The sequence below is a fragment of the Acidobacteriota bacterium genome (genome assembly GCA_016196035.1).
Taxonomy (GTDB): Bacteria; Acidobacteriota; Blastocatellia; order RBC074; family RBC074; genus JACPYM01.
Window position 1 is genome coordinate 42,140 of the sequence record JACPYM010000045.1, and the last position, 6,895, is coordinate 49,034.

At 58.6% G+C, this 6,895-nt stretch carries 6 protein-coding genes; all 6 read right to left on the reverse strand.

Annotated features, from left to right (window positions below; all coding sequences use genetic code 11):
* Positions 1–96: 96 nt before the first annotated feature.
* Positions 97–1,410, reverse strand: a complete 1,314-nt coding sequence (locus HY011_14790; protein MBI3424195.1) for an amidohydrolase family protein — start codon at positions 1,408–1,410, stop codon at positions 97–99.
* A 73-nt stretch (positions 1,411–1,483) separates the two neighbouring features.
* Positions 1,484–1,993 carry a hypothetical protein gene (locus HY011_14795; GenBank protein MBI3424196.1) on the reverse strand — a complete coding sequence of 170 codons (510 nt, stop codon included), beginning with the start codon at positions 1,991–1,993 and terminating at the stop codon, positions 1,484–1,486.
* A gap of 40 nt (positions 1,994–2,033) precedes the next feature.
* Positions 2,034–3,419 carry an amidohydrolase gene (locus HY011_14800; GenBank protein ID MBI3424197.1) on the reverse strand — a complete coding sequence of 462 codons (1,386 nt, stop codon included), beginning with the start codon at positions 3,417–3,419 and terminating at the stop codon, positions 2,034–2,036.
* Positions 3,420–3,501: 82 nt separating this feature from the next.
* Positions 3,502–3,969: a DUF1579 family protein gene (locus HY011_14805; protein ID MBI3424198.1), complete on the reverse strand. Its 468-nt coding sequence runs from the start codon at positions 3,967–3,969 to the stop codon at positions 3,502–3,504.
* 11 nt (positions 3,970–3,980) lie between these two features.
* A complete protein-coding gene (locus HY011_14810; GenBank protein ID MBI3424199.1) occupies positions 3,981–4,430 on the reverse strand; it encodes a hypothetical protein in 450 nt (149 codons plus the stop codon).
* 83 nt (positions 4,431–4,513) lie between these two features.
* On the reverse strand, positions 4,514–6,238 hold the full coding sequence (locus HY011_14815; protein ID MBI3424200.1) for an amidohydrolase family protein: 1,725 nt from the start codon (positions 6,236–6,238) through the stop codon (positions 4,514–4,516).
* Positions 6,239–6,895 lie beyond the last annotated feature (657 nt).

Sequence of the window (6,895 nt, forward strand, 5' to 3'; positions counted from 1 at the left end):
GGGGATTGTCAAACTGAGGCTTTTGCGCCGGCAAACCCAGGCGATGGCGCGACCGGAGGGGCCTTGATGACGCCATCGCCCATTCTCACCAGCGTTTTATTGCCGGTCTTTGAACTTGTCATTGAGCCGCGTGTGCTTGCTGCTCAGGTCAACGGGTTTGCCGTTGATGAACACGTGCTTGACGCGCGTGCGCAATTCCAGCGGGTCGCCATCGGTGACGATCAGGTTGGCGATTTTGCCTACTTCCAGACTGCCAACCAATTTATCAATACCGAAGATTTGCGCTGGATAGATCGTGACGGCTTTCAGGGCTTCTTCTTTCGGCAAACCAAAGGCCGCCGCCGTGCCCGCGTGGAAAGGTAGCAGGCGCACGTCGGTCGCCGTGTCCGTGGTCGTGATGCAGAACTTCACGCCTGCCTTGTGCAACACGGCGGCGCGCGCGTAGGGCATATCGTAAGGGTCGTCTTCTTTGTCTGGCAGATCGAGCACCGCGCCGAGCACGACGGGAACGTTTTTGGCTTTCAGTTTGTCGGCGACCTGATAGGCGTCTTCGCCGCCGTGAATGATGAGTTTGAGTTTGAACTTGTCGGCCAGTTCGAGCGCGCCTTCGATTTCGCGTTTGCCGCTGGCGTTGACCAGCACAGGGACTTCGCCTTTGAGCACCGGCAGCAAGGCTTCCAGGCCGAGGTCGGTCGGATGCGCGGGCAAGCTCTTGTCGCGGGCGCTGGCTTCGCGTGCTCTCTGATATTCCTGCGCGGCTTCGAGTTTCTTGCGCAATTCCTCGACGCGGCGTTCGCGTTGTTGCCGCGCAGCATCGTTGGTGCCCACGTTGAAGCCGCCACCGAAACCGCCACCGCGCCCGCCGAATCCGACCGTCGGATAGACGACGTGCATGGCCGCCGGAGCCGTCAGCTTCATCTCTTGCGGCGTCCAGCCATCCAGATTGATGAACGCGCACTGGCCCGAAATCAGGCCGCCTTGCGGGCAGGTGAGCACGGTCGTGACGCCATTGGTGCGTGCAACGGCAATCGCTTCGCTGTGCGGGTTGACGGCGGTCAGCGCCTTGACGTTCGGATTGAAGTCGCCCAGTTCGGTGGTGTCCACCGTGCCCGGCGCGCCCTGGCCGACCTCGACCAGACCCATCGTCGTATAGGTGTCAATCATGCCCGGATAGACCGACAGGCCCGTGGCGTCAATCTGCTTGGCATTGGCCGGAATCGTGACGTTTGCGCTGAGTGCGGCAATCTTGCCGTCTTTGATGATGAGGGTGCCGCGCGGAATCGTTTCACCCGTGACGGTGACGATGCGGGCGTTGCGGATGGCGATGACGCCGTTGTCAGTTTTGGTTTGCGCCGTGCCAGGAAGCATTAGCAAGGCGCTGAACACGAGTGCAAGAATGCAGCTTTTCATGGAATCGTTCCTGTGTATGGTGATGCGCACCTATGCCCGCCAACGTATGGCAGGTGTGTGGCGAGTGACAGTGTTAGTGGTTGCCGTTGTGTCCGTTTGTCCGAAAGGCGATGTAACGATCAACCGTGTCAGACAAGCGATCCAGTTTAGCGTCCAGCAGCGCCAAGCTGGCTTCGAGACGGTCAAGCCGTTTATGTCCGTCGGCATTGTTCAGCGCGGCCTGTATCAGCAGTTGCGCGGTGCGATTTAGCGCGTTCTCAAGCTCCTCATTTTTCAGGTCTTGGTGAAACTGCTTTTCCGAAAGCCTTTCGAGGATCTGCTCGGCATCGAAGTGTTTGCTAGCGTGCCGCTCAAGAGTTTGGCTGACATCCGCCTCGTGATTCGAATGCCATTCAAGGGTTCGTTCCATCCGCACCAGCCGTTCTTCAGCTTCTTCCTGTCTATGCGACCAAGCCGCGTTGGTTGCTGCTTGTAGGGTCAATAACACTTTTTGCTGCTCAGCCATTCCTTCAACCGTCACGGTCAGCGCATTTAAGTGAACCGTAGCAGATGCAAGTGTGGCTGTGATTTCTTCATGTGTCATACGACCTCCTGGCTGAATTTGCTGGACGCGCGGCGCCACGCTAGTTTTCCTTGCGCCCCTTCATCTTGCCGTGAATGTGTCCATCCAGCTCGTCCTCGCTCAAGGTCGGGATGAACGCGGGCGAAGTTTGCACGGGTTGCGACGGCAAATTCAGCTTCTTCTCTTTCTCGATCAGGTCTTTCTTTTCTTTGGCGAGCAACTCGCGGCGTTGCACGTCCTGCTTGCGGTCGAAATAGACTTCGCCTTCGATCATCGTTACTTCGGGGCGCGCATAGACGCTGAAGGGATGCGCGTTGAAGAGTACCAGATCGGCGTCTTTGCCCACGTCAATGCTGCCGATGCGGTTGTCCAGCCGGATTTGTTTGGCCGGGTTGAGCGTCACCAGTTGCAGGCATTGCTCTTCGGTCAGATTGCCGTAACGCAGCATCTTGCCCGCCTCTTGATAGAAACGGCGCGCGTGTTCGTTGCTGTCCGAGTGGATCGAAACCACGATGCCTTTGCCGGTCATGATCGCGGCGTTGAAAGGAATCGCATCGTAGGCTTCCATCTTGTAGCCCCACCAGTCGGGCAGGATCGAAGCCGACGCGCCGTGCTTGGCGATTTCGGGCGCGACTTTGTAACCTTCCAGCGTGTGTTGCAGCGTGTGCACCTGGATGCCGAACTCTTCGCACAACTTCATCAGCATCATGATTTCATCGGCGCGGTAGCAGTGCGAATGAATATCAATCTTGCCTCTGAGTACGTCGGCCATTGCTTCCAATTTCAGATCACGGCGCGGCGGCAACGGGTTTTCGCCGCGCGCTTTGGCGGCCTCATAGGCATCCCACGTCTGCTTATATTCGCGGCCTTGCGTGAAGGCTTCGCGGATGACTTCTTCGACGCCCATGCGCGTGGCGGGGTAGCGGCGCGTCGCACCGGGGAGAGCAGGCGAATTGGAACGCTTCGGGTTTTCGCCCAGCGCGAATTTCATCGTGCGCGGGCCATCCGCCACGAACATTTCTTCGGCGGACTTGCCCCATTTCAATTTGATGATGTTGTTCTGGCCGCCGATGGCGTTGGCGCTGCCGTGCAATTGGTGGATGGTCGTCATGCCCCCGGCGAGTTGGCGATAGATGTTGATGTCGGTGTCGTTGACGACATCGCGCATCCTGACCATCGCGGTGACCGACAGCGAGCCTTCATTGATCGAATCAAGCGCGGTGTGCGAGTGCGCATCCACAAAACCAGGCGTGACGTACATGCCGGTCGCGTCAATCTCTTTGGCGCCCGCGCCGGCTTTGACTTCGGCGGCTTTGCCGACGGCGGCGATCTTGCCATTGCGGATCAGGATCGAGCCGTTTTCAATCGTGCCGTGCGAAGCGGTCATGATGGTCGCGTTCTTGATCAGGATTTCGCGGTCTTGGGCAAAAGCAGACATCGCGAACATTGCCAGACAGAGCGTCAAAAAGAACAGTCTTGCTTTGGTCATCATCATTTACCTCGGATTGAACATTGCCGTTGAAGGGCGCTCAACTGACTCTGGTGTAGTCAGCTTGGACAGCCAAATCTTCGGTACCATCGGGTGCACAATTGTGCATGAGCATCTGCAATTCATTGTCAGAACGTTTTGCGATTGTGATGCGCCAGCCCCAATCCGGGCCGGGTGGGGCGGGGTATGAACCGCGCACTTCAATTGTTCCGTTTTCGTGAAGCGAACCTTGGCAAGTCAGCACGCCGCCGCTTTGGTGCCACGAATCCACCCAGCCCGCTGTCGTCACGCCGCTGGTTGCGGCATGCGCCAACAACAGGAAACCCTCGTGCGGCGTGCCCTCGTGGCTCCAGGTATATTTGAAGGTCAGGCATTTGCCGTTCGCTATTGCCTGGACCGACATCTGCCCGGCGGAATTGAAATCAGAAGGCGTCAGCCAACTCAGATGAAGCAGGTTGTTGCCCGCCCATTCACCTACCAGCTTTGCTTGAAGCTCACTCAGTTGCATGACGGATATTCCTAGCTCTTTTGAGCCGCCTGGGCGCGTTGCCGGTCAGTCGCGTGCAAGCCCAATTTCACGTGCGTGACTTTCGTAATCGAGAGCACGACTTGATCTACGTCTTTGACCGAATACCACGGCCCGATGGCGACGTGCACCATCTGATCGTCAGCGCACCAAGCCTCGACATTTTCCAAGTCAATCGCGTGAGCGATGTAATCAACATTCGCTTCCGGCGGCAATTCCAAGACGACCGAACAACGCTCATCAGCGGCTAACTCTGTCCCCCACGCGCAACGAATACCGACCGTTTCCGCCAAGCCATTCGCGATGTCCTGGGCGACCGCGGCCAACGCTTGCCGCGTCGCGTGAAAGAGCTGCGTTTGCGCCCACGGCACCATTGAACCGACCGGCTTCTCACTGCCGAAGGCGGGCACCTGCGCCAGCACCGGCGGAATGCGCCAGGCCATCAACTTGTTCCCTCTGACTGGCGAACCGCCATCAATGGCGAGTTCTCAGAAGGTTTCCCAACGCCCGCGAAAACGGCTCATGGCTAGTTCGGCTTCCTCGTTCCGGTGAAGCTGGAAGACTGGCCTTCAGCCGCAAAAGAGCCACTGATCGAATCGCCCGTGATCTTGGCCGTCGCTGCGACTTCCAACTGTTGGCCTTGCACGTTGAGCGAAAACCCGAAACTGACGTCATTGCCGCTGACCACACCATTCTTGAGCGGCGCGGTGCCAAAGGGCGTCGTGATTTCGCCGCTCAGATTCGAGCCGGACTGATTGATTTTCAAAGTGCCTTGAATCTGGCCTTCGGGCGCATTGATCGTGAGTTCCCAACTGCCCGTCGCCAACGCCGCGCCGCCGTTCGGCGCGCCACCGGGGCCACGTCCACCACCAGGCCCGCCGCGTCCGCCAGGGCCACCAGGGCGCGCGGGTTCAACCGCTTTGATCTCGAATGGTTTGCCGTCCACAAAGACGTGTTTGATCTTCGTGTCTTTGTTAAACAGGTCGCCGCTGGCCACGACCAGATTGGCGATCTTGCCTTTCTCGATGCTGCCGAGTTGTTCGGCGACGCCAAAGATTTCAGCCGCGTTGATCGTCAGCGCTTTGAGCGCGGCTTCTTTCGGCAAGCCAGCCTCAATCGCGCGCGCCGCATTGGCCAGATAATCCGCCGGGCGCGTCAACGTGCCCGAATTGAAAGCAAAGCGCACGCCCGCATTGTGCAAAGCGGCGGCGGCCTTCGGCGCTTCGGCCCGATCTTTCAGAGTGCGCAGCGCTTCATCTTCGGGATCGTCGAGTTGCGGGCGTTGCGGGTACCCCAAACTAAGCAAGACGGTGACATTCTTGGCTTTCAGGAAATCGGCCAAGAGGTAGCTTTGCATCGCCCCGGCCAGCATGTATTTCAGCTTGAATTCCTCAGCCAGCGCCACCGCGCGTTTGATTTCGCGTTCGCTGTTGGCGCTCAGGATGACAGGCATTTCGCCATTGATGACCGGTTGCAACGCCGCCAGCGATTTGTTGACCGCCGGACGTTGCGCGCCGCGCGGCGACTTGTTGTAACGCGCCCACTCTTCGCGGTAATGCTGGGCGTCGAGCAGCGATTGGCGCAGAAAGGCAAACGTCCCCATCAGCGAATTGGGAAAGCCGCCGCGCGCCGAGCCGAACCCGATATTGAGTGAAATCGGCGCTTTCAAAATCAATTTGTCAGCCGGCTCCGCCCCCAGATTGATCAACGCGCTTTGGCCCTGAAAGATGCCCGTGCGCGGCGCGGTCAACGCGGTCGTGATCCCGGCGGAACGCTGTTGATCAAACGTGTCTGCCGCGACTTGCAATTGCTCGGTCACACTGACTTCCGGCAGCAGGCCCGCAGTCGAAGGCGGCGCGCTCATCTGCGCCAAAAAAGCCTGCGCCGGATCGGCAGGCGGCGCACCTCCACCACGTCTGCCGCCACCCGCATCGGGCGTCGTGGGTGCTGGAACGCCCAGGCTGGTGAAGGTGTCGAAAAGGCCCGGATAAACCGTCAGCCCCGTTCCATCAATCACCTTGGCATCGGCGGGAATCGCGGCTTCCGCGCCGACCGCTTCAATCAAGCCGTTGCGCACGACGACGTTCCCCTTGGCAATAGTCGCCCCCGTAACGGTGACGATGGTGGCGCCGCGTATGGCGTAGGCTTCACCTTCGTAAGCACGGGCTGGTTGATGTTGGGATAGCAGAACGGCGCTAACGCCAAAAGCCACCGTGCAAAAAAGCGTGAGCAGGCGCTTGTGCTGCTTCATCGGGAATACTCCTTCGGCGGAATGAATTGTTGGTGCAATGTCGTGCGCAACGACTGTCGAGCGAACGCTGCTAACAGTGCTAATGCTAAAGTTGCGCCACTGAATGTTGCTTTGTACTGCCTGAAGACGATCATTACGGCAACCCGGTTTCAGACTTGCCGGTGACAGTTTTGCTTGCTTGATTTATTGATGCCTGTTGATGCGCCGCACTCTAAACGATTCGCTTCCGGCAGGCAACCGCAGCGCTAAGAAAGTACTGTGCGTCGTAGTTTTGCGCGGCGGCTGTCCCGAGCGGCTCACGCGCGAGTAGCGCAACCCTGCCAAGGTTGCGCCGTTGCCGCAGTGACGACCCTCATTTTTCCCCTGACATCCAATCGCTCTCTTGCTGACGCCGCGCAACCTCGGCAGGGTTGCGCCACTCGCGTGTGAGCCGTCTGCTACGCTGAATCCGCTTTTACACAAAATTTTGCCGGACACCCGCTAACAGCCAGCAAAACTCCGGCTGGTGCAAACTGCATTCGCAAACGCGGCAAACCTGCTTCCTGACCTAGTACTCCATCAAGCTGAAAATGAGGGATGTAGGGCGGGATTTAATCCCGCCCTACATCCCGGATGCGCTCTCAGCATCCATCACTTACAGCTTGATGGAGTACTAGC

Coding starts and splice junctions, on each gene's coding strand:
- HY011_14790 (MBI3424195.1), bottom strand. CDS start 1,410: ATGAAAAGCTGCATTCTTGCACTCGTGTTCAGCGCCTTGCTAATGCTT.
- HY011_14795 (MBI3424196.1), bottom strand. CDS start 1,993: ATGACACATGAAGAAATCACAGCCACACTTGCATCTGCTACGGTTCAC.
- HY011_14800 (MBI3424197.1), bottom strand. CDS start 3,419: ATGTTCGCGATGTCTGCTTTTGCCCAAGACCGCGAAATCCTGATCAAG.
- HY011_14805 (MBI3424198.1), bottom strand. CDS start 3,969: ATGCAACTGAGTGAGCTTCAAGCAAAGCTGGTAGGTGAATGGGCGGGC.
- HY011_14810 (MBI3424199.1), bottom strand. CDS start 4,430: ATGGCCTGGCGCATTCCGCCGGTGCTGGCGCAGGTGCCCGCCTTCGGC.
- HY011_14815 (MBI3424200.1), bottom strand. CDS start 6,238: ATGAAGCAGCACAAGCGCCTGCTCACGCTTTTTTGCACGGTGGCTTTT.